This is a genomic window from Candidatus Hadarchaeales archaeon, assembly GCA_038736355.1.
Lineage (GTDB): Archaea > Hadarchaeota > Hadarchaeia > Hadarchaeales > WYZ-LMO6 > WYZ-LMO6.
The window spans coordinates 255,358-276,723 of the sequence record JAVYML010000001.1 but is presented as its reverse complement, the minus strand read 5'-3'; the positions used below and the strand labels follow the sequence as shown (position 1 = coordinate 276,723).

Genomic DNA, 21,366 nt, shown 5'->3' with positions numbered 1-21,366 from the left:
AAATCCCAAATTAAAAAGTGCCTATGCCGATCGTCTTGAAGGAGGAATTCAAGGTGGTGATGGACAGGCAGCTTTTGGAGGCCCTGTTGGAGGGTGCTAGGAGACTCCATCCGAGAGAGATCCTCCTCTTGCTCAGGGGAAGGAAGGAAAAGGGGGGAGTGGAAATCACCGAATTCCTTTTCCCTCCTTTTTCCGCTAGGGGGAAGGATTTCGCCTCTTTCTCCGTCCAAGCCCTTCCCCTCGATCCCTCCCTTGTGGGTACCGCCCATTCCCACCCCTCCGGGAACCTTTCTCCCTCCCCCACCGACCTCAACCGCTTTTTCGGCAAGGTGATGCTGATCATGGGTTTTCCCTATCTGAACGAGGAGAATGTGGCGGTATACGACGGGAAGGGGAGGAGGATTCCCCTTTCCCTCCGATAAACTCAGGAAACAAGAAACAGAGACTTGAAGAGGAAGCTGGAGGCCTTCAAGTGGTAGGGCTTGGGAACGAGTTATTCCAGTCCTATTCCCCTTTCCATTCCTTTACTTTTCAGGGAGGAGAAGGCCACTCCTACCTTTGAGCATAGCTTCTTGTAATATTCTTCCACTTCAACCCTTCTTTTCCCCTCGCTCAGTTCCTTTCTCCAGGCCTCTAGGAAGAAGTTTTCCAGCTCTAGGAATTCGGCCGCGGAGAGAAGACGTTTTCCCTTCCTCTCCGCAGCCTTGAAGACAGCTTCCATCTTTTCCTTGTAGTTTAGGTCACGGAGGATGTGGTGTTCGAGCAGAATGGTCTCGGCTTGGGTTTCTTCCACCGCTCTCTTCAGGTTCTCCATGGAGGCCTCGAAGGCTTTTTGGCTCATACGCCATCCCACGAAGATGGTGGGGTAGCCATCCAGGATCATGAACTCCGGGTTCTTCTCCAGCACCCATTTCAGGGCCTCGGGATCCGCCAAACTCTGGGCATCCGAACCGAAAAGGAAGCCTCCTTTCTCCACATAAACCATTATCACCGTCCCCACTTTGCTCCCCACGTCTCCGTGCCAGACCGCCGGGGAGAACTCCACCCTCTCCCCCACCTCGAACTCCCTTCCGTCCGCCCACTCCAACCTATCGGTCACGCGGATCACCCTCTCCTCGAAGAGGGCCCCACGCTTCTTTCCGGAGAGGTTGATGTTTTTCCTCCTGTCTTTGGCCATCACCATCTTCCCTCCAAAGCACCTCTCATACATCTCCCCATCCTCCGGGAAGGGATGGTGGTCGTAGTGATAGTGGGTGACGGCCACGGCTTCCGCCCTCCCCGCAGCCTCCATGATGAGGGCACGGGAGAGTTCCAGGGCCTTCCATTCCTCCTTGGTGGGACCCAGCCCGTATCTCGTGGGACCGAGGGCCACTCCGGGATCGATCAGGAGCTTGAGTTTTCCCACCTCCAAGAAGGTACACATGCTTCTCACTCCCATCGAATCAAAGGCCAGCGGAAGGACCCTCATTTCCCCACCTCCTTCAGTCCGATTTTTCTGGCCAGCTCCACCTTCTTACAGAAGGCACAGGGATCGGAAGAAGCAGGCATGCCGCACCTGGAACATTCCAGAAGGGGAGGGGGTTCCACCACTTTCTCCAGGAGGGGGAGGAAGCGTTTGAGATGGGAGGAAACGAGCGTGCGCCTGAATCCCCTTATCTCCTCCTCTATTTTCCACATGAGTTTCTTCCTCCTCAAGCTTCTGCTTCCTTGGGCAAAGGGACATTCCTTTTTCCTGAAGGGAAGGTCACAGGCTAGGGCATAGAGCAGGTTTTCCTTCTCGGTCATCCTCCAGAGGGGCTTCACCTTCGTCACCAGCTTGGGATGGGTGGAGGGGGAAACGGGCTTGAGCCTCACGAGTTGCTGGAAGTCACCTTGGAGGTAGAGGTGGAAGAGGACCTCTGCCGTGTCGTCCAGATGGTGTCCCGTTGCCAGCCTGTTGAAACCCCCTTCCCAAGCCAGCTTGTTGAGGAGGTACCTCTTGATCGTTCCGCAGGGAGAACAAAGCCTTCCGTGGACTTCTTGGAGGTCTGGGATGGTAATCCCCAATTCCTTTTTCAGGTCGTAAACCACGCCTTTTACCCCCACCCTCTCCACAAGCTTCCAGAACTTTTCTTCGCATTCTTCCGAGTACTCCGGAATACCCAGATTGAGGTGGAGGGCCGTGAGGGAGAGGTCAGGAAAGGTTTTGTGGAGGGCGAAGAGGAGGGAGGCACTGTCTTTACCTCCCGAGACGGCCACCGCCACCCTTTCCCCCCTCTTCAGCATCCCGTACTTTTTCACGGTTTCTCTTACCTTTTCTTCGTAGAAGGAGATGAAACAACGGGAGCAGAGGTTCAGCCTGGCGTAGTCCAGCCTTACCTCCGCATCTCCTCCGCACCTTACACAAGTCCTCATCAATCAAAGAGCGAATTCGCCAACTTATAATCACCTTGGGTATCCTTTAATTTAGATACTACCTAACTTTTGGATGCTCACGGAAACGGAGGCCAGGTATGTGCTCTTCCTCTACAGGAAGCAGGAGGAAGAGGGGGAAAAGGTAGGGACGGTTGCTTTGGCAAGGGAGATGGGAGTGAGGCCGGCCACGGCCACTCAGACCCTCCGCAAATTGGCTTCGAAGGGTCTTCTCCGCTACAAACCCTACAGAGGGGTAGAGTTTACCCCCCGCGGGAGGAAGGAGGGGAGTGAGCTCCTGAGAAAGCATAGGCTCCTCGAGTTCCTCCTCCACAGATTGCTTGGCTGTGATTCCCAAACCGCTTGTAAGGAGGCCTCCTCTCTCCTTTTCGTTTCCACTTCCTTGGCGGATTCCCTGTGTGAGGCATTGGGACATCCCTCCACCTGCCCCTGTGGCAAGCCCATTGGGAAGTGCGAGGGGAAATAATGGTAAAGGCGGACCTGATTCTGAGGGAGCTCAGACATCACGCTCCCTTCACTGCTTTGGGTGCTCTCACGGGTATTCTCCTCTTGGTCCTCACCGTGGAGCTCCTGACGAGAATGGAGCACGAGCACCTCTTCCATTTCCTCCATCCCCTCCATCTCTTCCTGAGCGCCACGGTGACCACAGCCATCTACAGGAAGTACGGGAAGGGGAGGGGAGAGGCTTTGGTGGTGGGGTTTTTCGGATCGGTGGGTATCTGTACACTTAGCGACATTTTCCTTCCCCATTTGGGTGGTTTGGTGCTGGGGATTCCCATGCATTTCCATCTCTGCTTGCTCGAGCATCCCTACCTCGTCCTTCCTGCAGTCATGCTCGGGATGGGTTTGGGGATGATGAGACCCAGCACGGAACTTCCCCATTCCGGTCATGTGTTGGTCAGCACCTATGCTTCCACCTTCTACCTAACCGCCTTTGGATCACCCTCCAGTTGGCTTCCCTTCCTTCCAGCCCTTTTTTTCCTCCTCTTCCTAGCCGTCTGGCTCCCCTGTTGTACCAGTGATTTCATCTTTCCCCTTCTTTTCTTAGAGCATCCTTCCCTCCCCGAAGGAACCCCCGAATAGGATGGGTTCATGGGGGAAGCAAGATTTCCCTTACCTTAGGGCAAAGCTCCCTCCTGAACCTGAAGAGATGGTTGGGATGGGGGGTGAAAAAGATTTCCTTTCTCCCCACTCTTGTGCGAGTGATCTTCCTCAGGTCGTCTGGCGGACTCACTCCCATGAGTTCACAAATGGAGGCCGAGGCGAATCTTCCCATGGCCACCACCCTTTCTGGACGGAGGATTTCCAGCTCCCCCTTAAGGAGGGGGACACAGTTCCTCCTCATTCTTTCTACGCTTTTCTTGTCTGGCGGTCTACACTTCACCGCGGCGGTGAAAAAGATGGAATGTCTCCTCAGGGTCTCTAGGACCTCTTCCATACCCACTCCGAGGATAAGACTGAGGGAAAGCCTGAGCCTGTCGAAGGTCTCCAGATGGTAGAGGGAACCCACCTTCCTTCCAGGAGGAGGGGATTCTCCCACGGCCAGTACCTTCACCTTGGGGGGAAGCCAGGAGTAAACCCGATCGAGGAGGAAGGGCTGGTCCACGAAAGGACAAAGTTTGCAAGAGGCCACGGCCCTCTCCAGTTGCCGTCGAGGTTCCATCTTGGTGAAAGGGAAGGAAGGAACTTAACTTCACCGGATTACTGGGGGCTTTTTCCCGTTGGGATCACGATGGGTTAGAGTCCACCCAACGACTCGAAGAGTTCCCTTTGGAGTTTTACCACCTCTTCTGGCAGATATCTGGGTCCCCCCAGCAAGAGGGAGAGGAGGTAAGTTTTACAAGTTCTTTCGAGGGCTTCCGAGAGCTCCAGGGCCTGTTCCAGATCGCGACCGCAGCACAGGGTCCCGTGGTTGGAGAGGAGAACAGCGTTCTTCTTATTCAGCGCCTTTACCACGTTCTTGGCGAGTTCCTCACTTCCCGGAGGGGCATACTCTGCCACCTCCACCTCCCCTCCGAAGAGCACCACCACCTCCTCTAGGAAGGACGGAATCCCAAGCCCCACGGAGGCGAGGGCACTGGCGTAGACCGGATGGGCATGCACCACCGCCCCCACCTCAGGCCTTGCACGATAGACTGCCAGGTGCATGGGGAGCTCGGTCGAAGGGGTTAGTCCTTCCAACAGGTTTCCCTGTAAGTCTACCACGGAAACCTGTTCGGGCTGCATGCACTCGTAGGGGATATGGCTGGGGGAGATCACCACCAGATTTTTACTTGGGATTTTGATACTCAGGTTCCCCATGCTTCCATGGGCCAGTCCCTTCTCCACCATCCTCCTTCCCCCTTCCACGATCTTCTTCTTGAGCTCCAGCTCCATCGTTTCTTTTCTCCTTTCGGGCCTTTATTGGAAGCGGTGCCGACTTTGGGAAGATTTATAGAGGACTAGATTAAAGAAAAAAGAGTGCCGACGGCCGATGACTTCACCAAGCCGGTGGAATGGATTCCGGATGTGGCTTATCAGTTCGCTCAAATGATTAGGGACTTTGGAGAAAAGAGATACCGGCCTCTCAGGAGGAAGATAGACGAGGACTGGAGAGAGCACAAGCTCGTGGAGCCCCTCCTGAAGGAAGTGCTGGTGGATTTGGGAGTGAACAAGGCCCTCTGGCCGGAGGAGTACGGTGGTCTGGGTTTGCCCAGGGAGATACTGGGAACCATGACGGCGGTGATGAGTGAAGAGCTGGGAAGACTGGACTCAGGGTTCGCCGTTTCCGTAATGGTTTCCCTCTGGCCTATGGTGATGATTGCGGTGGAGCCACACAAGAACGAGAGGCTGATAGAGGAGTTCGCCCCAAAGTTCTGCGGAGAGGAACTCTATGTGGGATGTAACGCCATGACGGAACCTCAGGGGGGTTCGGACATAGAGAACTTGGGGGCCATGAAGGGGAGGACGATCAGGACCATTGCTAGGCTGGAGGGGGATGAATGGGTGATAAAGGGTCACAAGATCTGGCCCACCAATTCCGGAAGGATCGCTGACCTCTTTGGAGTGGTGTGCACCACCAACCCCTCGGCTGGGGAAGAGGGGATGGCCTACATCTACGTCCCGGCCGATGCCGAGGGGGTGAGGGTGGGGGAGCCCTATCAGAAGGCTGGAATGGCAGCGGACATGAACACGGACATCTGGTTTGAGGAAGTGAGGGTTCCAGCCTACTACAGGGCCCATGGACCGGGTCTCGATGCCAAGTACTTCAGGGAGCTCATCACCGTAGCGAACATCGCCACCGCAGGCTTCTCCGTGGGCGTGATCAAGGATACCTACGAAATCCTGAAGAAATGGGTGGATGAGAGGGTAGTGGCAGGAAAACCCCTCAAGGAGCACTCGATAAGTGCGGTGAACCTAAGCGAGATCGCCACCGCCGCTGAGATCTGTACCCACGCCCTCTACATGGCGGCCAGGATGTACGATCGTCCCGAAATCTATGGGGAACCATGGTCGGAAAAGATCGTAGCGAAGACTAGGGCAGTCTCCCTTTTCTGTAGCGATCAGGCTGTTCATTGTACCAACAGGGCCATGGAGCTCATGGGCTCCTACGGTTACTCCAGAGAATTCGACGTGGAAAAGCACTGGAGGGACTCGAAAATGCTTACCCTTTGGATGGGCGGAAGACAGTTGGATATGATAGAGATTACCAGGTACTTTTACGAGTGTAAGACCATCTAAAAGAAAAAAGGCGCCGAAGCCGAGGCTCAATAGGCCTCCTCTTCTTCCCCTCCTTCCCACTCCTCTTCCCAAGCTTCGGTTTCTGGTTCCGAAGTTTCCATTTCCGAGACTTCGGGTTGGGGTTTGGGTTTGGGGGAAGGCTTCGGCGCTGGTTTCTTTTTCTTCTTGGGCTTGGCTTTACATTTCTTGGGCATAAAGAAAAAACGGAGAACCGGTTTAAAAGCCTACCGCCAGTAGCTTTGGTTTCCCCTGGCACATCTATGACTTTCGTTTCTCGAGGATCTCCACTTTCCCCTGGTCTGCGTCCACCTCCACTAGGTCTCCGGTTTCCAGCAGACTCAGGTCTACCCTGTCCACGCAGGGTATGTCCGCCAGGATGACCCCGGCGGCCACGATGGGTTCCGTTTCCTCGTTGACGATGGCTAAGGGGGCTACCCCATTTTTCTTCAGGGCATAGATCACATAGGACCCCACCGTGGACCCCTTCCCTCGGGGGAAGATCAGGATCTTCCCTTTCACGGATTTACCCTCGAGTTCGTGCCCCCTCTCCACCACCATTCCCGTTTTCGGATCCACCCCTCCGTAAAAACTGAGAGGGGAACGGGAGACTAGAGCTTCCCCCCTTGCCTTACCCGGATTAACGGTTCTCCCCCTCATCTTCCCCCCCTCAGGAGCTCCCCTGGAGGGGAAAAGATCACTTCCACCCGGCAGAGGGAAGGAAGGTAGTGGGCAGCCTTGGCGGAATCCACCCCCACCGTCTTGAAGCCGAGTTTTTCCAGAGGGGAAACGACCGCACAGGTATCCGCCACCATTCTTCCACCAGCCTCCTCCACCTTTTTCCCAAGCCCGGAGCGCATGGCTTTTTCCTTGACCCTCCTGCTGGTACAGATCCAGAAGGGCTTTGGATTTTTCCCCAATAGGGGAAGAAGGCGGGAGATTTCTTCCAAAGAAGCGTGGGGACAGCCCAATACCACCAGTTCCGGTTCTCCCCCCGTGCTCAATTCCTCATAGACTTTCCCCACCTCTTCCCTCCCCACCCTCATCCTTTCCAGTCCCTTGGTTTTTTCTGGATCGGCCTCGGGCGTGATTCCCTCCACATGGAAGAGGGCCACCGCCCCTGAAGCTGCCATGGCTGCCCCCAAGGCTTTCAGCTCTTCGATCCCGGCCCTTTTTATCCCCCTGAAATAGGGTATCCCTCCGCCCACTTCCCTCCCCACCCAATAGCCCAAGGCACTGAAGTCCGAGGGACCCTCCAGCTCTCCTTCCACTTCCACCACTAGGCTGGGCCACCGGTTTTCCTCTAAGTGGAGCCCATATCTTGGGGTGAGTCCACAGATGGCTGCCGCCAGGGCAGAGGGCCCACCTTCCCTGTTCGTCCTAGCACCCAGCACCGAGTTCGAGAAGACCACGGCCGAGGATTCCGACCAGGCCAGATGTTCCCCCCTCGAGGGTACTAGACCGGCCAAATAGGGGGTGCAGGTAACGGTGGGTTCTGCTCCCAGTCTTTCGAAGGCCTTGAGGATTCTGAGTTGTTTCTCCGCAAAGTCCTCGGGGAAACCCATCGCCCTCCATTCTTCGAGGTCCAGACCTGCAGGGTTAAGGGTGGTTCTCACCCTTACCCTAGCCCCCTTGGCTGCCAGATCCTCTAGGAACTCCAGACCGGGCTCCCCCACGGATTTATAGGAGACCCCAGAGACCTGGCATGAAGAAACGGGGATCATCCTATCGGCCTGATAGAGGTCACCCATCTTGACGAGGAGGCGGAACATCTTCTCCACTATCTCTCCCTCCTCCCCATCGAGCATCCTTTCCTGTTCTTTCGTGAGATGCATCCCTCACCTCCTAGGGCGGAGGAAAGAAGAGCGGGGACGGTCGGGGGGGATGGTGAGGTCGAAGCCCACCTTCGTGGTGAGGCCCGTCTCGGGATCGGCGGAGGGGTCCAAGGAGGAACCCCTTTCCTTTTTCACCACCATTCCCCGGTCACCCTGGAAGCGCGTGGCCATGGCCCACTCCACCTCTTCCGGGTTCCTTGGGTTTATGTCTTCGTCCACCACCCAAACGTGTTTGAGGGAGGAGTGCCCCCTAAAGGCCGCCTCTATCGCTTTTTTTCCATCGTCCGGTTTCCTTTTCTTTATACTCACCACCGCATGCAGCCAAGAGCACCCTCCAGGTGTGAGGTAGACATCCTTGCATTCACATACCTTGTTCACCTCCCTGAAGATGGTGGGTTCCCTGGGCATACCCATCAGGATCTTGTGTTCCGGTCCGGCTGGGAGGATGGCATGGTAAAGGGCTTCTTCTTTTACAAAAAGCTTCTTCACCCTAGCCACTTTCTGTTTCCTCACCATATCCAGAGTTCCCGTGAGATCGAGGAAAGGTCCTTCTTCCCTTTCTTCTCCTGTCATTTCCATGATCATCACCATTTCCGCTTCCGGTACGAGGAGTCCTCCCAGCTCCACCACCTTCGTCTTCCGGAGGGCGCTGGCCATTCCAAGTTCACTCCTTCCGAGCTCTAAGGAGGTGGCGGCTGAGAGGAGGACATGCACATCACATCCAATACACACCGCGAATTCCTTCAGTCCCCTCTCCAGGAAGGTGTGGAAGTGTCTTGGAAGGATCCTCATCACCACCCTGTCTTTCCCCACCACCATCATCCTGTGGAAGGATAGGTTTATTCCCAGCTCTGGATCCTCAGCGACCACTATTCCTCCCGTGATGTACTTCCCGCCGTCGAAGGGGTAGTGGAGAAGGATGGGTAGTTTTCTCAAGTCGGGTGGAAGTTCCCTGTATTCCCTCGCCTCCATCCTCTCCGGTTCTTTAGGATTTTCTATGGCCTTCAGTAGGGTGCGCAGGAGATCGGAAGGTTTAACTCCCAAGGCTAGGGCCACCAGCTCCCTAGAAGCACAAACGTTGGAGACTAGGGGAAAAGGGGATCCCTTCACCTTCTCGAACTTAACCGGTTTTTCCCCCGCCTTCAGGAGTAAGGAGGTGATTTCGTATCGGGGACTCACCTCCCTTTTAACCTTGAGGAGGAGTCCTTTTCTTTCCAGCCTTTCCACGAATTCCCTGAGGCTCATCCTCCCCCCCATCTCCGATAGAGACGGTGCTTTATCCCCAGCACATCTAGGATTTTGCCCACGATGAAGTCCACCAAGTCCGAGAGGTTTTTTGCCCCATGATAGAAGGCAGGACAGGCAGGAAGAACCACCGCGCCTGCCCTTTTCGCCTTTAGCATGTTTTCTAAGTGGATGAGGCTGAGGGGGGTCTCACGTGGAACCAAAACGAGGGGCTTTCCCTGCTTGAGCATGACATCAGCAGCCCTGGTGATGAGGTTTCCTGAAATCCCATTCGCCACACAGGCCAAGGTCTTCATGCTGCAGGGGACGATCACCATTCCGTCCACCTCGTAGGAGCCACTGGAGAGGGGAGAGGTGAGTTCATTTTCTCCGTATTTCCTGCTGGCCAGTTTTTCCACTTCTTCCGGTTCCTTTCCCATCTCCAGCCTCAGGATTTCCTTTCCAGCCTCCGAGAGGATGAGGTCCGTTTCTATTCCCAACTCCCTGCAAACCTCTAAGAAGCGCACTCCATAAACCACTCCGCTGGAGCCTGTGAGGGCAACGATGAGGTGCATCTCTTCTTTCTGGAGAGGGGGAGTTAAAAGCTGCCTAGGGAAAAGGGAAAGATGAAACCAGAGGGTTTCCTGCTGGTGGGTTTCCTGCTCCTCCTTTTGGGTATCCTCTTCCTCACCCTCGGAGTGTGGGGGATGGCGGAGAGGGGGAGGGTAGAGGGTGGGGGGGTGGTGGTGATAGGACCCTTCCCCATAGCCTTCGGTACCAGTGAGACCATAGCCAAACTGATGGCGGCCGTGGGTTTGATTTTGGCCCTCCTCTTCATCCTTCTCGTGTGGAGGGGTTAGCTGGAAGGTTTTTTAGAGGGCAGGTGGGAGGAAGAAGGTGGGAAGATGGGCTTGTTTGGAAAGAAGAAGTATGAAAAATGGAGCGAGGAGCGCGTGCTTTCGGAAATGAAGGAGTGGGCCGAAAAACATGGTAGGGCACCCAGGGCGCGTGATGTTTCTCCCTCCTTGGTGAGCGCGGCGGTTAGGTATTTTGGCTCTTGGGCCAAGGCCAAGCGAAAGGCCGGTCTTACGGTATATCCTCCTGGAAGGAAGAAGAAAGAATAGCCGAGGATAAATAACGGGCTGGGGAGGTGGAAATGGAATGGACGTATATTCGGCCATAAGAGAGCGAAGGAGTGTGAGGGCCTATCGTCAGGAGCCAGTTCCGGAAGAAGCCTTGAGGAGGATGCTGGAGGCAGCCAGGCTCGCCCCCTCCGCTAAGAACCTTCAACCCTGGAAGTTGGTGGTGGTTAGGGACCCGGAGCGAAGGAAAAAGCTGGCGGAGGCCGCCTACGGACAGGAGTTCGTGGCAGAGGCCCCCGTGGTGATAGCGGCCGTGGCTTTGGATCCTGAAAGGGTGATGAGGTGCGGGGTTCCTTCCTATGCCGTGGATGTGGCCATCGTAGTGGACCATCTCACTTTGGCGGCCGTACAAGAGGGACTGGGGACCTGCTGGATTGGTTCCTTTTCCCAAGAAGAGGTGAGGAAGATTCTTGGTATACCCGAAAAGTACAAGGTGGTGGCACTCCTCCCCGTTGGTTATCCTGCGGATGAGCCCCTACCCAAATACAGGAAGGAACTGGACGAACTCGTCTGTTATGAGGTCTTCAAGGAATAGTGGGTGTGACGAAGAGTCTAAGGATTGCTTTAAGCCGTTCAAGACCGATTTTTCCCTCAATCAATCGCGTTTTGGGTGGAGGAATGGGGCTGGAGGAGATCTGGGCTAAGATCCCTTCGATGGAATGCGAGGAGGGATGTACCGAGTGTTGTTTTTGGCCCAGCCGTACTCCTCTGGAGGAGGAAAGGGTGAGAAGATGGTTGAAGGAGAGGGGAAGGGAAGAAAGGGTGGGAAAGGTGGGGGAGAGATGCCCCTACGCGGAAGGGGGAAGATGTTCTATCTGGCCTGTGCGCTTCCTTCCCTGCAGGCTCTTTGGGGTGGTGGAGACCGTGAAATGCCCCAAGGGGAAGGGGCCTTCCAAGTTCCTCACGGAGGAAGAGGCCTTAGCCCTCATCTTGGAGCTGGATGAGGAGAACAGGCGTTTCTTGGAGGGCAAAAGGGTTTAATCGGGGTGGGAAAGGGTTGGGGAGAGGTTGAGTCCACCTAAGGAAGTGGCGTTGCTGGGTCCGGAGGGAACCCATACCGAGAGGGCTTTGGAAGCCCTCACCGACCTCCTTCCCAGGGGAGCCCCTAGGAGGTACCTCTTTCCCGTGGCAGAGGTTTTTGAGTATGTCTTCACCCACCCAGAGGCTTTGGGGGTGGTGCCAGTGGAGGATTCGGTGGAGGGGGAGGTTCCCTTCGTGTTGGATCTCCTCCGGAGATATCACGGACTGAGGGTGTTGAGGGAGATCAGGATGCCCGTTGTCCATCACCTCTTGGCCAGGCACGGGGAGCTGGGGAAAATAAAGGTGGTGGCTTCCCACCATCAGGCCCTCTCCCATTGCAGGAGATACTTGAGGGAGAATCTACCCCACGCGGAGTTGAGGGAGATGCCCAGCACGGCAGCAGCCGCAGAACTGGCGGCTTCCGATCCCTCGGTGGCGGCTGTGGCGGGGGAAAGGGCCGCGAAGATTTACGGGTTGAAGATAGTGAGGAGGAACATTCACGACCAGGGCCTTAGTTTCACCAGATTCTTCGTTTTGGGTCGGCAGCCCCTTCCAGGCATCAGACCCGTGAAAACCTCCGTGCTGTTGGAACTGGCTGAGGATAGGCCGGGCATTCTCCAGGAAATCCTGCGGGAGTTTTCTTCGAGGGGAATCAACCTCACGAGGATAGAGTCCAGGCCGGACAGGGGGGTGTTGGGAGAATACGTGTTCTTCGTGGATTTCGAGGGAAGGGAGGGGGAAAAGAGGGTGGAAGAAGCGTTGCGGGCTATAGAGGAGAAGAGGGTGCACGTGAGGTTGTTGGGATCTTACGATGTCAAGGAGGTGAAGGGGGAAAGGGTGAAAAGAGTCTCCTTGCTGGGAAGGGAGGAGAAGGAGCTGGCGGGGTCGAGGTTGGCGGAAGAGAAGGCTTTCATAGAAGAGGGGGAGAAAAGGGTGATGGCAGGAGACCAAATCAGGCAGGGAGAACTGGTGAGGGTAAAAACCCCTGCAGGGGAGAGGTTGGCCTTGGTGGTCTCTTCCGACAGGTACAACCAGTTGGGGGAGGAGGTGGTGGTGGTTCCGGTGGCGGAAGGGAGGGGGAAGGAGGAACTGGATTATGAACTCTCCGAGAAGGATTTGAGGTTCGCCGGGTTGAAGGGTCCCAGGAGGGTGAGGATGGGTGTGCTCCTCACGGTGGGAAAGGAAGGGGTGAAGAGGGAAGGGAAGCTTCCCTCTACTACGGTAAGGGAAATCCTCTCCAAGCTGAGGGAGAGGGTCCTCTCCTCGGACCTGTGAGGATAAAGGCTAGGTTTCCCATTTTTTCCGATGTCCGAACTGGAGAACGTGATCCCCTTGGTTTTGAAGGCGGGGGAGGTGCTGAGGGAAGGTTTTCGTAGGAGTGGGTTTCTGGGAATGCGAGGAACGGCCAAGGGTCTTACCACCCCATATGACCTCAAGTCGGATAGGGTACTGGTGGAAGGGCTTTCCTCCTCCTATCCCGACCACAACCTTCTGACGGAGGAAACGGGTCTGGTGGAGAGGGGATCGGAGTTCACTTGGGTGGTGGACCCCTTGGACGGGACCACGAACTTCGCTTCCGGCAACCCCCTTTTCTGTATTACTTTAGCTCTTTTGAGGAGGGAGGAGCCAATCCTGGGGATAACCTTCCTCCCCGTGCTCCAGGAGCTCTTTCTGGCCGAGAGAGGAAAGGGGGCCTTCTTGGAAAGAAGGGAAACGGGGGAGAGGATCCCCATCCATGTGTCCGGAGTGGAGGAGTTGGAAAGGGCCTACGTATATTCCTGTGAGGGGAGCGAGACGAACAGGGAAAGAACGGGGAAAATCGTGTGTACCCTCTATCCGAGGGTGAGGGATTTGAGGAAGCTGGGTTCGGCGGGGGTGGAAGCGGCCTGGGTGGCATGCGGAAAGGGGGATGCCTATGCTGCCACCGCCCTCCAGCCTTGGGACGTGGCAGCTTCCGTCCTCTTGGTGGAAGAGGCGGGTGGGAAGGTCACGGATTTCCGAGGGGGAAGGTGGAGACCGGAGAGGATGGATCTGCTCTTTTCCAACGGAAAGCTGCATTCCCAGCTTCTCGGATTGCTGGAAGGTCTTTAAAAGGGGAAGGAAAAGGGGGGAGGATGAGGCCCCACCATTTGGGTCTGATACCCGATGGGAACAGGAGATGGGCGAGGGAACATGGTCTGGAGGTTTGGCAGGGTCACGAAAGGGGAGTACGGGTCCTTGAAGATTTTCTCCATTGGTGTCTGGAGGAAGATATCCCAGAGGTTACCGTTTACACCCTTTCCTTGGAGAACTTGGAGAGAAGACCGGCGGAGGAACTCCGCCATCTCTTCAGGTTGATGAATCAGTGTTTGCATAGGGTGGAAAAGGATCGCACGATCCATGAGAAGGAGGTGAGGGTGAGGGTTTTGGGGAGGTTGAATAGGTTGCCCGGCTTTCTCCTGACGGGGGTGAGGAGGGTGGTGGAGGCCACCAAGTCTTACAACTGTAGGCATCTGAACTTCCTGATAGCCTACAGCGCCCAAGATGAGCTCTTCTCCGCCTTGAAAAGGCTCATGGCGAGCAGACCGGCCAGGCTAACGAGGGAAGTGTTGGAGAGGTATCTATGGGTGAAGAGGCCCGTGGACATGGTGATCAGGACCGGAAAGGAGCACAGGCTCTCCAACTTCCTCCTCTACCAGGCAGCATACGCCGAGCTCTTCTTCGTGGACAAGTACTGGCCCGATTTCACCAGGGAGGATTTGGAGAGGTGCTTGGAAGAGTTCGAGAGAAGGCAGCGCAGGATGGGGAGTTAGCCCCTTCTCCTCAGAAGGAGCCTGAAGGTTTCTCCCTCTATCTCCCAGTCCTTCACATAGCCCTCCTTCCCCACCTCTTCCCTTCTGCAGATCCTCAGTCCCTCTATCCTCACTTCCCTCTTCAAGTACTCGAGGTGGGGCTCCAGAGCCTTGGCATCCTCCTCTCCCATTCCCAGTTCAGCTTCCACCCTTTCCTCCATCTCCAGACCCATTTCCTTCCTCATCACTTGGAGGCGTCTCACGAGCTCCCTCGCGAGCGCCTCCCCCCTCAGTTCCGGTGAAAGGATCCTGCTCACCGCCACCTCCCTGTTCTCCGTCTCAACAATGGAGTAATCCCCTTGGGGTCTTTCCATCTTCCTTTCCAGCAGGAGGAGCCTCTTACAGTTGAACCTCTCCCTCAGGAAGTCTTCCAGACCGTGGAGGAGCTCCAGCTCTTCCTCCGGAAGCCTCACCACCACCTCCGCCACCGGCCACCTGAGCTTGAGTCCGGCCTTCTGTCTGGCCTCCGCCACCTCTTCCGTGAGGATCCTCGCGAGTTCCATGGCCCTCTCCAGCCTTTGATCCCTCAGTTCCCCTTCGGGCAGGGGCCAATCGAGCAGGTGCACGCTTTCCGGTGAATCGCCCATCCTGAGATCAGCATACATGACCTCGCAGAGATGGGGGGCGAAGGGAGCGAGCAACCTGAGAAGGCGCTCCAGGGAATAATAGAGGACGGCATAGGCGGCAAGCTTGGAGGGATGTTCCTTTTCCACCCAGGTGCGCGGGCGGATGGCCCTCACATACCACCTGCTCAAGTCCTCCAGCACGAAGAAGAGGAGGGCCCTCACGGCCCGGTGTACTTCACATCCCTCTAGGGCTTTCGTCACCTCTTCCACAAGACCTTGAACCCTCGAAAGCATCCATTTGTCCTCGGGTAGGAGGTGGGGGAAGAGGGACCGAAGCGTGTGGCGACTTGGGTCGAAGGAATCCAAAGCCATGTAGGTGGTGGCGAAGACATGGACATTCCAGAGGACGTTGAGGGCCCTTCCCACCTGTTTCAGCTCGGTGAGGTTGAACTTCAGGTCCTCCCAGGGAGGATTGGCGGAGAGGATGTAGAGCCTGAGCACATCGGCCCCATGCTCCTCCGCCACTTCCACGGGATCGATCACGTTTCCCAAAGATTTGGACATCTTCCTTCCCTGCGCATCCAGGGCAAAACCGTGGGTGAGCACCCTCCGATAGGGGATCTCCCCAAAGGCCAGGATGGAGGAGACCTGCTGGGCATAGAACCATTTGGTCACTTGGTCTTCCCCCTCGGTGATGAAGGCGCTGGGCCAAAGTCTCTCGAAGGCCTCCTTCTGCTGGGGGAAGCCCAAGCTGGCCCAGGAGGCGATGCTGGAGTCGAACCAGACATCCAGGACATCCGGCACCCTTTCCATCTCCCCCCCGCATACCTGGCACTTTCCCTTGAGTTTATCGAGGTCGGAACGATGGAGGTCCAGCTCACCTTTTTCTCCGGTAAGCCTCCTCAGCTCCTCCAGACTCCCCACCAGCACGGAGTTGCCGCAGGAGGAGCAGATCCAGAGGGGAAGGGGAATCCCCCAGTACCTCTGTCTGGAGAGGCACCAGTCCCCCACCGAGAGGACACCGTTCACATACCTTTCCCTTACCCAAGCTGGAACCCATTCCACTCGTTCGTTCTTTTCCAGCAGAAGGGGTTTGATCTCCGAGACCTTCAGGAACCATTGTTCCGTGGCCCTGAAGATCAAGGGGGTCTTGCACCTCCAGCAGTGGGGATAGGAGTGGATTACCGTTCCTCCCTTCACCAGGAGCCCCTTCTTCTTCAGATCCTCCAGCACGAGGGGATCGGCTTCTTTCACCCCCAATCCAGCATATTTTCCAGCTTCCTCCGTGAACCTTCCATCCGGACCCACGGGGCTAAAGACGGGAAGGCCATACTTCCCTCCTACCAGGAAATCCTCTTCCCCAAAACCCGGAGCGGTATGGACGCATCCCGTTCCTTCCTCCAGTACCACATGTTCCCCACAGATCACCCTGTGATGCTCCACGAATTCCCTTTGCTTGGGTACCTCCTCCAGTAAGGGATGTTCGTAGCGCAACCCTTCCAGCTCCTTTCCCTCCCTCCTCTCCAAGATCCTGTATTCCTCCCAGCCCAACTCCTTCGCCACGCGTGGGAGGGTGCCCTCGGCGAGGAAATAGATTTCCTCCCCAACCTTCACCTTAGCATAGATAAACTCCGGGTGGACACATACGGCTAAGTTGGCGGGAAGGGTCCAGGGGGTGGTGGTCCAGATCAGCAGATAGCCCTCCTCTCCTTTCAGCTTGAACTTGGCGTAGAGGGAAGGATCTTTTACCTCGTAGTATTCACCCCTCACTTCGTGTTCGGCCAGGGCGGTCTCGCATCTGGGACACCAGTGGATCACCCTCAGATCCTTACGGAGCAGACCCTTCTCATGGGCTTTCTTCAGGGTCCACCAGGCGGATTCTATGTATTGGTTGGTTAGGGTGAGGTAGGGCTCATCCCAGTCCATCCAGACTCCTAGGCGCTTGAACTGTTCGGTCATCAGCCTTACGTGTTCCAGCGCCCAGCGCTTGCATTCTTCTATGAACTTCTCCACCCCGATTTTCTTTTCTATATCCTTCTTGGATCGGATCCCCAGTCTCTCCTCCACCATCACCTCAATGGGAAGACCGTGGCAGTCCCAGCCGGGTTGTCTTCTGACGTTCAGCCCCCTCATAGTCCAGTACCTCAAGAAGACGTCCTTCAGGATCTTGTTCCACGCCGTTCCCAGGTGGATGGAACCGCTGGCGTAGGGAGGACCGTCCAGGAAATACCAGGGTCTTCTATCCTTAACTTTCTCCTTGACTTTCCCGTAGATTCCCCTCTCCTCCCACCATTTCTGTATCCTCTTCTCCGCCTCGGGCGGATGATAGGATTTGGAAGCCGGTCTCATAGTCTAAGATACTTCCCGAGTGGATTAAAACGACTGCGCTCAGCCCCTATCCTTTCTCTCCCTGCCCACCACCGACCTCCAGGACCTGGCAGCCACCCTCACCCCCAAGACGATGAGGGAGATGCCTATGAGGGTAAGGGCCACCGCATAGGCTATTCCCTTGGGGTTCTCGGCCGCCGCCAGTCCACTCCCCACCAGACAGAGGAGACCCAAGAGGAAGAGAAGGGTGGTTGCCCCTACCCCAGGCCAGGGATGGCTCAGGGCCACCAATAAGAGAAGGCAGCCAGCAGCGAGGAGTCCGATGCTCACCACCAGCCTCGGCCCCACCTCCTTGGCCAAGTCCACGCCCTGATTGATGAGGAGGACGCCCGTCAGGCAGAGGACTCCCCCGAGCAGGAGCATGGCAAGGTTTCTGTATCCCTCCCAGCCAGTTTGAGGAGGAGCATAGCCTAGGCCTTGGGACAAGCTCTCAGTTTTCTTGGAGTTTAAACTATTTATTCGTCCTTCCTAGGAGGAAGAGAGCTTGGAGGAAACGGAGATCTGGACGGAGAAGTACAGGCCCAAAAAGCTGGACGAGATGGTAGGGCAGGCGGAAATCGTGGCTAGGCTCAAGAACTTCGTGAGAACCAAGGCTCTACCGCATCTCCTCTTCGCTGGGCCACCGGGGACTGGAAAGACGACCGCTGCGCTTTGTCTGGCGAGGGAACTCTTTGGGGAGGAATACTGGAGACAGAATCTGTTGGAGCTCAACGCGAGCGACGAGAGGGGGATAGACACCATAAGGGAGAGGGTGAAGGACTATGCCCGTACCATGCCCATTGGGGAAGTCCCCTACAAGATCGTGCTATTGGACGAAGCCGATGCCCTCACCGCTGAAGCCCAGCAGGCCCTGAGGAGGACGATGGAGATGTACTCTAGGACCTGCAGGTTCATCTTGGATTGTAACTATTCCAGCAGGATCATCGAACCCATCCAGTCCAGGTGTGCCCTCTTCCGCTTCCGCAGGCTGACGGACGAGGACATCAGGGGAATGCTCGAGAGGATTGCGAAGGAGGAAAAGCTCACCTTGGACCCAAAGGCCGTGGAGGCCATCATCAGGGTGAGCGAAGGAGACCTGAGGAGGGCCATCAACCTCTTGCAGGCCGCTGCCGCGGTGAAGAAGCACGTGACGGAGAAGGCGGTATACGAGGTGGCTGCCGTGGCCCACCCTGAGGAGGTGAGGGAGATGGTGGAGCTGGCCTTGAAGGGAGATTTTGAGGAGGCCAGGAAAAAACTTTACGAGCTCCTCATCGATCAGGGCCTGTCAGGAGAAGATGTGTTAAACCAGGTGCACAGGCAGGTCCTGAACCTGAAGATCCCAGAAAGGAAAAAGCTGGAGCTGATAGAAAAGCTGGGAGAATTTTCCTTCAGAATCGTGGAGGGTGCAAACGAGAGGATTCAGCTGGAGGCCATGTTGGCCCAGTTCGCCCTCGTGGGTTCCTAGAGCTCCCTTTGGAGCTCTACCCACTCCCCCTTCTTTCCCACTTCCCTGAGGCCCATCTTGCGCATGAGGGAGAGGGAGGGTTGATTGGTTTCCAGTACCCTGGCCCTCACCCTGGGAAAGCGGTCGGAACGGAACCTCCTCAGCTCCTCTTCCATCAGGAGCTCTCCCACCCTCCTCCTCCTGTGGTCTGGGTGGACGCAGATCTGGTAGATCCAGGCCTCCCCGCTCAGGCTGGGGAGGCCTATTACGAAGCCGGCCATCCCAGTTGGTCCTAGGGCGACCAGGAAGTACTTGGGAAAGCAAAGGGCCAAGTACTCGTAGGTGCCCTTCACGGAGGCCCTGAGTGGTTGACAGAGCTTGGCCAAGGCCTCTACCTGTTCGGCATCTTCTTCGCTGGCTTCCCTCAACTGATATTCAGTCAACTCCTACCGCCCTCCTGAACCTCCTTTTGATTTCTTCCGGAGTGAGGGGTATGAGACCCACTTTTTCATTACCGGGTTTGACCGGAACGTGTATAAAGCATGGGCCCCTTTCCCCCAAGGCCTTTCTGAGTTCCCCGGGTGAGAAGGCCCTCGTGGTCCTAACTCCTGCTGCTAGGGCCATGAGTTCCAAGTCTACCCTCAGATAGGAGTAGGTGAGCTGGTCCCCCGTGCTGCCAAGGGTGCCGTTGTCGAGACACACCACACGCAGGTTTTCCCTCCCCTCAGCCCCGAGCACGGAGAGGAGGCTAGAGCCGAGCACGCTCCCATCTCCTTCCAGCACCACCACCTTTCTTTCCGTTGAGAGGGACATCCCCAGACCTATCGAAGAGGCTTGGGTATAGCTCCCCAGCATGTAGAAGTTGAGGGGTCTATCCTTGATCTGATAGAGTTCCCTGCTGGGAAAGCCCAGATTGGAGACCAATATCTCTTCCTCCTCTACTTCTTCCGCCACCACTTTTATTGCCTCGTACCGCGTCATTTCGGGGGGGACAAAGGTCTTCCTATATCTTAGCTTTATCTCCCTCTTTCGAGGGGGAAAGGAAGGTTGGACCTCTGGCTCTCCCTCCCAGAGCCTAGGGGATAAAAGGATCACTCTGGGTCTCTCTTCCTCATAGGCTTTTCTTATAGTTTTTCTCGCTTCCTCTAGCTCCGAGGTTTTTTCTATTTTGGTGGTTTTGATCCCCCAGACTCTAAGGGCTTCCGGGAGGGGGCGGTTGAAAGGGATTTGAGCTGGGATTTTCTCTTCCCTAGTCCCCCTCCAGCTGGCCAGAATGGGAAGGGGGAGACCGTAAGTGACGGAGAGGGAAAGAAGGGCATTCAGAGAATTGCCCAGGCCCGAGCTCTGGATGAGGAGTGCTGGCTTTCCCCCAACGAGATAGGATCCTCCACCTATTCCTATTCCATCCTCTTCCCTGTTCAGGAGGAGGGGATGGAGGATAGGCCTGGAGTGGAGGAGGTGGAGGAGATAACGGATTTTTTCACATGGTAAATAGGGAACGAGGTTGATCCCCTCCTCCTCGAGTATCTGCAGAAGTTTCTCAGCGAGCAAGGGAACACCACCCTTTCATGACTTCCTTCACTTCCTCAAGAGAAGTATCCTTGTTTAGGATCAGAGAAGGTTCTATGGGGGAAAGTGAAAAATCTTCCCTGATCCTCTCGTAACCACCCCCACTCAAGTTGAGGAGCACCATCTCTTCTTCTTTCACCTCTCCTTCTTCTACTGCCTGGACGAGGGAAGCTACCGCCACGGAGGCGGCCGGATCTAAGTCTATGCCTTCCTCCTCTCGCACCCATTTCCATGCCTCGAGGGCTTCCTTGTTGGAGATTCCGTACATCCTCCCCCCGCTCATTCTCAGTGCTTCATATACTCCACCTTTCACGGAATAAGGTGGGGAGGGGTTGGAGAGGATGGTAGCGTACATTTCCTTCTCGGCTTCTTCCGGGGAAGGGAGGTCCAGCTCAGGTAAGATCCTATTCCTGCCTTCTTTCCAAGCGTGAAACATGGGGGCGAAGGGTAGGTTCTGGGAAAGATGGAGCCTAGGGAGTTTTTTCCCGAAACCTCCATCGGCCAGAAGCCTGAGAGAAGCCTCCAATACGGCAAGGGCTCCCACCCCACTTCCCACCGCCTGGAAGTAATGATCTGGAAGTCTCCCCATCTCGAGCACGGCACTTAGAAGAAGGGTACCTATTCCATCCCTTCTCCCCACGTTCCTAGCCCCTCCCTCCGCTATCGTGCCTTCAAGTCTAGAGATCCTCTCGACCCATTGGATGGCTTCCCGGTATCCTCCTTCCGCTCCCAGCAACAGGAAGTGGGAGGGTTTCTCCCCCGGTACCCATATCCTGGACAAATACGGGCGGGGAACTACCGCCATCACTTGGACGGAGGTCTTTTCTGAGAGGAGGGCAAAAGCCCTCGCCGTGTTGCCGGCAGAAGCAACTACCATGATTCCCCTGCTCCTCTCCTTGGTTCTGGCCAGCACGGAAGAAGCCTCGAGTTCCTTGAAGGAACAACTCATGAGTTTCGCCCCACGTTCGGGCCAATAACCGCTGAAGCTTATGTAGAGGTCCTTGAGCCCTAGCTCCCTGGCCAATCCTTCGCTCTTGTAGGTAAGGACCTCTCCCTCCGTAGGCAAGGGGGAAGTGCAGGGGAGCCACTCCAAAAACTTCCACATGCCTGAAAGTTCTTCACCTTCAGTTTCCTTTCCCGGTATTCGCTCCTGAGGAGAGCATCGTGCCCAAGGGGACACCAATTCTGAAGGCGGTCTTCCATCTTGAGGCCGCATTCTAAGCAGACGAGAGTGTAGGA

General features: G+C 56.1%; 26 protein-coding genes. 12 read left to right on the top strand and 14 right to left on the bottom strand.

What is annotated here, in order from left to right; genetic code table 11:
- Nucleotides 1–23: 23 nt before the first annotated feature.
- Nucleotides 24–422 carry a Mov34/MPN/PAD-1 family protein gene (locus QXG22_01230; GenBank protein ID MEM0358623.1) on the top strand — a complete coding sequence of 133 codons (399 nt, stop codon included), beginning with the start codon at nucleotides 24–26 and terminating at the stop codon, nucleotides 420–422.
- Between the two features lie 71 nt (nucleotides 423–493).
- On the opposite strand, the gene QXG22_01225 is transcribed toward QXG22_01230, so the two are convergent.
- Entirely contained in the window at nucleotides 494–1,468 is a 975-nt protein-coding gene (locus QXG22_01225) for a hypothetical protein (protein MEM0358622.1), read from the bottom strand.
- Nucleotides 1,465–2,394 carry an ATP-binding protein gene (locus QXG22_01220; GenBank protein ID MEM0358621.1) on the bottom strand — a complete coding sequence of 310 codons (930 nt, stop codon included), beginning with the start codon at nucleotides 2,392–2,394 and terminating at the stop codon, nucleotides 1,465–1,467. Before QXG22_01220 ends, QXG22_01225 begins: the two co-directional genes overlap by 4 nt.
- Before the next feature lie 73 nt (nucleotides 2,395–2,467).
- Between QXG22_01220 and QXG22_01215 the strand changes: the two genes are divergently transcribed.
- A complete protein-coding gene (locus tag QXG22_01215) occupies nucleotides 2,468–2,878 on the top strand; it encodes a metal-dependent transcriptional regulator (protein ID MEM0358620.1) in 411 nt (136 codons plus the stop codon).
- Complete coding sequence (locus tag QXG22_01210; GenBank protein ID MEM0358619.1) at nucleotides 2,878–3,495, top strand: hypothetical protein; 618 nt, start codon at nucleotides 2,878–2,880, stop codon at nucleotides 3,493–3,495. The genes QXG22_01215 and QXG22_01210 overlap by 1 nt, the downstream gene beginning before the upstream one ends.
- A gap of 7 nt (nucleotides 3,496–3,502) precedes the next feature.
- On the opposite strand, the gene QXG22_01205 is transcribed toward QXG22_01210, so the two are convergent.
- Together QXG22_01205 and QXG22_01200 are read right to left on the bottom strand one after the other, a co-directional pair.
- A complete protein-coding gene (locus QXG22_01205) occupies nucleotides 3,503–4,075 on the bottom strand; it encodes a uracil-DNA glycosylase family protein (GenBank protein MEM0358618.1) in 573 nt (190 codons plus the stop codon).
- Between the two features lie 74 nt (nucleotides 4,076–4,149).
- A complete protein-coding gene (locus tag QXG22_01200) occupies nucleotides 4,150–4,788 on the bottom strand; it encodes a class II aldolase/adducin family protein (protein ID MEM0358617.1) in 639 nt (212 codons plus the stop codon).
- Nucleotides 4,789–4,872: 84 nt separating this feature from the next.
- On the opposite strand from QXG22_01200, the gene QXG22_01195 reads away from it, so the two are divergent.
- On the top strand, nucleotides 4,873–6,132 hold the full coding sequence (locus QXG22_01195) for an acyl-CoA dehydrogenase family protein (GenBank protein ID MEM0358616.1): 1,260 nt from the start codon (nucleotides 4,873–4,875) through the stop codon (nucleotides 6,130–6,132).
- Between the two features lie 26 nt (nucleotides 6,133–6,158).
- Here the strand turns inward: QXG22_01195 and QXG22_01190 are convergent, their stop codons facing one another.
- From QXG22_01190 to QXG22_01170, 5 genes are all read right to left on the bottom strand, one after another.
- On the bottom strand, nucleotides 6,159–6,326 hold the full coding sequence (locus tag QXG22_01190) for a hypothetical protein (protein MEM0358615.1): 168 nt from the start codon (nucleotides 6,324–6,326) through the stop codon (nucleotides 6,159–6,161).
- Between the two features lie 64 nt (nucleotides 6,327–6,390).
- Nucleotides 6,391–6,789 (bottom strand): DUF126 domain-containing protein, encoded by a 399-nt coding sequence (locus QXG22_01185; GenBank protein ID MEM0358614.1) that lies wholly within the window; start codon nucleotides 6,787–6,789, stop codon nucleotides 6,391–6,393.
- On the bottom strand, nucleotides 6,786–7,964 hold the full coding sequence (locus QXG22_01180) for an aconitase X catalytic domain-containing protein (GenBank protein MEM0358613.1): 1,179 nt from the start codon (nucleotides 7,962–7,964) through the stop codon (nucleotides 6,786–6,788). Before QXG22_01180 ends, QXG22_01185 begins: the two co-directional genes overlap by 4 nt.
- A gap of 3 nt (nucleotides 7,965–7,967) precedes the next feature.
- Complete coding sequence (locus tag QXG22_01175; protein ID MEM0358612.1) at nucleotides 7,968–9,221, bottom strand: UbiD family decarboxylase; 1,254 nt, start codon at nucleotides 9,219–9,221, stop codon at nucleotides 7,968–7,970.
- Nucleotides 9,206–9,763: a UbiX family flavin prenyltransferase gene (locus tag QXG22_01170; protein MEM0358611.1), complete on the bottom strand. Its 558-nt coding sequence runs from the start codon at nucleotides 9,761–9,763 to the stop codon at nucleotides 9,206–9,208. The genes QXG22_01175 and QXG22_01170 overlap by 16 nt, the downstream gene beginning before the upstream one ends.
- Nucleotides 9,764–9,814: 51 nt before the next feature.
- Between QXG22_01170 and QXG22_01165 the strand changes: the two genes are divergently transcribed.
- From QXG22_01165 to uppS, 7 genes are all read left to right on the top strand, one after another.
- A complete protein-coding gene (locus tag QXG22_01165) occupies nucleotides 9,815–10,048 on the top strand; it encodes a DUF131 domain-containing protein (protein ID MEM0358610.1) in 234 nt (77 codons plus the stop codon).
- Nucleotides 10,049–10,093: 45 nt separating this feature from the next.
- Nucleotides 10,094–10,312, top strand: a complete 219-nt coding sequence (locus QXG22_01160) for a hypothetical protein (GenBank protein MEM0358609.1) — start codon at nucleotides 10,094–10,096, stop codon at nucleotides 10,310–10,312.
- A gap of 37 nt (nucleotides 10,313–10,349) precedes the next feature.
- The gene (locus tag QXG22_01155; protein MEM0358608.1) at nucleotides 10,350–10,865 is read left to right on the top strand and encodes a nitroreductase family protein; all 516 of its coding nucleotides are present in this window, start codon (nucleotides 10,350–10,352) and stop codon (nucleotides 10,863–10,865) included.
- An 83-nt stretch (nucleotides 10,866–10,948) separates the two neighbouring features.
- Nucleotides 10,949–11,311: a hypothetical protein gene (locus QXG22_01150; GenBank protein ID MEM0358607.1), complete on the top strand. Its 363-nt coding sequence runs from the start codon at nucleotides 10,949–10,951 to the stop codon at nucleotides 11,309–11,311.
- Between the two features lie 27 nt (nucleotides 11,312–11,338).
- Nucleotides 11,339–12,625: a prephenate dehydratase gene (gene pheA, locus QXG22_01145; GenBank protein ID MEM0358606.1), complete on the top strand. Its 1,287-nt coding sequence runs from the start codon at nucleotides 11,339–11,341 to the stop codon at nucleotides 12,623–12,625.
- Nucleotides 12,626–12,655: 30 nt separating this feature from the next.
- On the top strand, nucleotides 12,656–13,441 hold the full coding sequence (locus tag QXG22_01140) for an inositol monophosphatase family protein (GenBank protein ID MEM0358605.1): 786 nt from the start codon (nucleotides 12,656–12,658) through the stop codon (nucleotides 13,439–13,441).
- Nucleotides 13,442–13,464: 23 nt separating this feature from the next.
- A complete protein-coding gene (gene uppS, locus QXG22_01135; GenBank protein MEM0358604.1) occupies nucleotides 13,465–14,142 on the top strand; it encodes a polyprenyl diphosphate synthase in 678 nt (225 codons plus the stop codon).
- On the opposite strand, the gene ileS is transcribed toward uppS, so the two are convergent.
- The gene (ileS, locus tag QXG22_01130) at nucleotides 14,139–17,096 is read right to left on the bottom strand and encodes an isoleucine--tRNA ligase (GenBank protein MEM0358603.1); all 2,958 of its coding nucleotides are present in this window, start codon (nucleotides 17,094–17,096) and stop codon (nucleotides 14,139–14,141) included. The two genes, uppS and ileS, sit on opposite strands and share 4 nt — an antisense overlap.
- 39 nt (nucleotides 17,097–17,135) lie before the next feature.
- Entirely contained in the window at nucleotides 17,136–17,561 is a 426-nt protein-coding gene (locus QXG22_01125; protein MEM0358602.1) for a hypothetical protein, read from the bottom strand.
- A gap of 58 nt (nucleotides 17,562–17,619) precedes the next feature.
- Here QXG22_01125 and QXG22_01120 point away from each other — a divergent pair, with 58 nt between their 5' ends.
- Nucleotides 17,620–18,579 carry a replication factor C small subunit gene (locus tag QXG22_01120; GenBank protein ID MEM0358601.1) on the top strand — a complete coding sequence of 320 codons (960 nt, stop codon included), beginning with the start codon at nucleotides 17,620–17,622 and terminating at the stop codon, nucleotides 18,577–18,579.
- On the opposite strand, the gene QXG22_01115 is transcribed toward QXG22_01120, so the two are convergent.
- The 3 genes from QXG22_01115 to QXG22_01105 are packed head-to-tail and all read right to left on the bottom strand — an operon-like array spanning nucleotide 18,576 to nucleotide 21,343.
- Nucleotides 18,576–19,001 (bottom strand): GNAT family N-acetyltransferase, encoded by a 426-nt coding sequence (locus QXG22_01115; GenBank protein ID MEM0358600.1) that lies wholly within the window; start codon nucleotides 18,999–19,001, stop codon nucleotides 18,576–18,578. The two genes, QXG22_01120 and QXG22_01115, sit on opposite strands and share 4 nt — an antisense overlap.
- Complete coding sequence (gene comD / locus QXG22_01110; GenBank protein MEM0358599.1) at nucleotides 18,994–20,109, bottom strand: sulfopyruvate decarboxylase subunit alpha; 1,116 nt, start codon at nucleotides 20,107–20,109, stop codon at nucleotides 18,994–18,996. The genes QXG22_01115 and comD overlap by 8 nt, the downstream gene beginning before the upstream one ends.
- Nucleotides 20,099–21,343 carry a cysteate synthase gene (locus QXG22_01105; protein MEM0358598.1) on the bottom strand — a complete coding sequence of 415 codons (1,245 nt, stop codon included), beginning with the start codon at nucleotides 21,341–21,343 and terminating at the stop codon, nucleotides 20,099–20,101. Before QXG22_01105 ends, comD begins: the two co-directional genes overlap by 11 nt.
- Between the last annotated feature and the right edge of the window lie 23 nt (nucleotides 21,344–21,366).

Coding starts and splice junctions, on each gene's coding strand:
- QXG22_01165 (MEM0358610.1), top strand. CDS start 9,815: ATGAAACCAGAGGGTTTCCTGCTGGTGGGTTTCCTGCTCCTCCTTTTG.
- QXG22_01225 (MEM0358622.1), bottom strand. CDS start 1,468: ATGAGGGTCCTTCCGCTGGCCTTTGATTCGATGGGAGTGAGAAGCATG.
- QXG22_01180 (MEM0358613.1), bottom strand. CDS start 7,964: ATGCATCTCACGAAAGAACAGGAAAGGATGCTCGATGGGGAGGAGGGA.
- QXG22_01230 (MEM0358623.1), top strand. CDS start 24: ATGCCGATCGTCTTGAAGGAGGAATTCAAGGTGGTGATGGACAGGCAG.
- QXG22_01160 (MEM0358609.1), top strand. CDS start 10,094: ATGGGCTTGTTTGGAAAGAAGAAGTATGAAAAATGGAGCGAGGAGCGC.
- ileS (MEM0358603.1), bottom strand. CDS start 17,096: ATGAGACCGGCTTCCAAATCCTATCATCCGCCCGAGGCGGAGAAGAGG.
- QXG22_01155 (MEM0358608.1), top strand. CDS start 10,350: ATGGACGTATATTCGGCCATAAGAGAGCGAAGGAGTGTGAGGGCCTAT.
- QXG22_01105 (MEM0358598.1), bottom strand. CDS start 21,343: ATGCGGCCTCAAGATGGAAGACCGCCTTCAGAATTGGTGTCCCCTTGG.
- uppS (MEM0358604.1), top strand. CDS start 13,465: ATGAGGCCCCACCATTTGGGTCTGATACCCGATGGGAACAGGAGATGG.
- QXG22_01185 (MEM0358614.1), bottom strand. CDS start 6,789: ATGAGGGGGAGAACCGTTAATCCGGGTAAGGCAAGGGGGGAAGCTCTA.
- QXG22_01205 (MEM0358618.1), bottom strand. CDS start 4,075: ATGGAACCTCGACGGCAACTGGAGAGGGCCGTGGCCTCTTGCAAACTT.
- QXG22_01140 (MEM0358605.1), top strand. CDS start 12,656: ATGTCCGAACTGGAGAACGTGATCCCCTTGGTTTTGAAGGCGGGGGAG.
- QXG22_01215 (MEM0358620.1), top strand. CDS start 2,468: ATGCTCACGGAAACGGAGGCCAGGTATGTGCTCTTCCTCTACAGGAAG.
- QXG22_01150 (MEM0358607.1), top strand. CDS start 10,949: ATGGGGCTGGAGGAGATCTGGGCTAAGATCCCTTCGATGGAATGCGAG.
- QXG22_01190 (MEM0358615.1), bottom strand. CDS start 6,326: ATGCCCAAGAAATGTAAAGCCAAGCCCAAGAAGAAAAAGAAACCAGCG.
- QXG22_01220 (MEM0358621.1), bottom strand. CDS start 2,394: ATGAGGACTTGTGTAAGGTGCGGAGGAGATGCGGAGGTAAGGCTGGAC.
- QXG22_01200 (MEM0358617.1), bottom strand. CDS start 4,788: ATGGAGCTGGAGCTCAAGAAGAAGATCGTGGAAGGGGGAAGGAGGATG.
- QXG22_01175 (MEM0358612.1), bottom strand. CDS start 9,221: ATGGGGGGGAGGATGAGCCTCAGGGAATTCGTGGAAAGGCTGGAAAGA.
- QXG22_01170 (MEM0358611.1), bottom strand. CDS start 9,763: ATGCACCTCATCGTTGCCCTCACAGGCTCCAGCGGAGTGGTTTATGGA.
- QXG22_01210 (MEM0358619.1), top strand. CDS start 2,878: ATGGTAAAGGCGGACCTGATTCTGAGGGAGCTCAGACATCACGCTCCC.